We start from the raw sequence: 1,040 nt of genomic DNA, 5'->3' as shown, positions 1-1,040 counted from the left end.
CAACTGATGTTTTCCCCGGTCCCCGGCCGACCTCGGCCGGGGACCGGCGTACGTTCGGCCCGATCACCTGTGAATGGAGTAGCACCATGGACGCCGCAGTCCTCCACACGCTCGGCAAGCCGCCCCGCTTCGAGCGGTTCCCCGAGCCGACCGCGGGCGAGGGCGAGGTGCTCGTCCAGGTCCTGGCGGCCGCGCTCAACCCCTCCACCAAGGCGGTCGCCGGCGGCGGCCACTTCGCCAGCTCCGACAACCTGCCCGCGGTCGTCGGCCTGGACGGCGTCGGCCGGCTGGCGGACGGCAGCCGGGTGTTCTTCGGCGGGGCCCGCAAGCCGTACGGCTCGATGGCGCAACTGACCGTCGCCCGCGCCCCGTTCACCTGGCCGGTGCCGGACGGCGTGGACGACCTCACCGCCGCCGCGCTGCCCAACCCGGCGCTCTCCTCGTGGATACCGCTGGAGCACGCCGCCAAGCTGCAGCCCGGCGAGACCGTCCTGGTGCTGGGCGCCACCGGCGCCGCCGGCAAGCTCGCCATCCAGATCGCCAAGCACCTGGGCGCCGGACGGGTCGTCGCCGCCGGCCGCAACCAGGAGGTCCTGGACACCCTGGGCGAGTACGGCGCGGACGCCACCGTCCCGCTGAACGGCACCCAGGAGGAGATGGCCGAGGCGTTCGCCGCCGCGGCCGGCGACACCGGGTACGACGTGATCCTGGACTACCTGTGGGGCAAGCCGACCGAGGCGCTGCTGACCGCGATGACCCGCAAGGACTTCCACCTGAAGAGCTCCGGCCCCCGGCTGGTGCAGATCGGCGAGTCGGCGGGCGCCACCATCGAGCTGTCGGCCGGCACGATCCGCAGCGCGGGCCTGACCATCGTGGGCGGCGGCTTCCCGCCGCCGCAGGCGTTCCTGGACATGTTCAACCGCCTGATGGCGGGCGCCGCCGCCGGTGAGATCCGGATCGACACCCGGGCGGTGCCGCTGGCGGAGATCGAGCAGGCCTGGCAGGCCGAGGACACCGGGCACAAGCGCCTGGTCATCGTC

The 1,040-nt window shown here is 73.6% G+C and carries 1 protein-coding gene; it reads left to right on the top strand.

The window, feature by feature from the left end; all coding sequences use genetic code 11:
- Positions 1-86 precede the first annotated feature (86 nt).
- On the top strand, positions 87-1,040 hold a 954-nt coding region (locus ACFU6K_RS39615; protein WP_380671612.1), incomplete at its 3' end, for a zinc-binding alcohol dehydrogenase family protein.

Source organism: Kitasatospora sp. NPDC057512 (genome assembly GCF_042802135.1).
In the GTDB taxonomy this organism is placed as follows: Bacteria; Actinomycetota; Actinomycetes; order Streptomycetales; family Streptomycetaceae; genus Kitasatospora.
The sequence above is the reverse complement of the archived record's forward strand: the minus strand, read 5'-3'. Positions and strand labels throughout refer to the sequence as shown.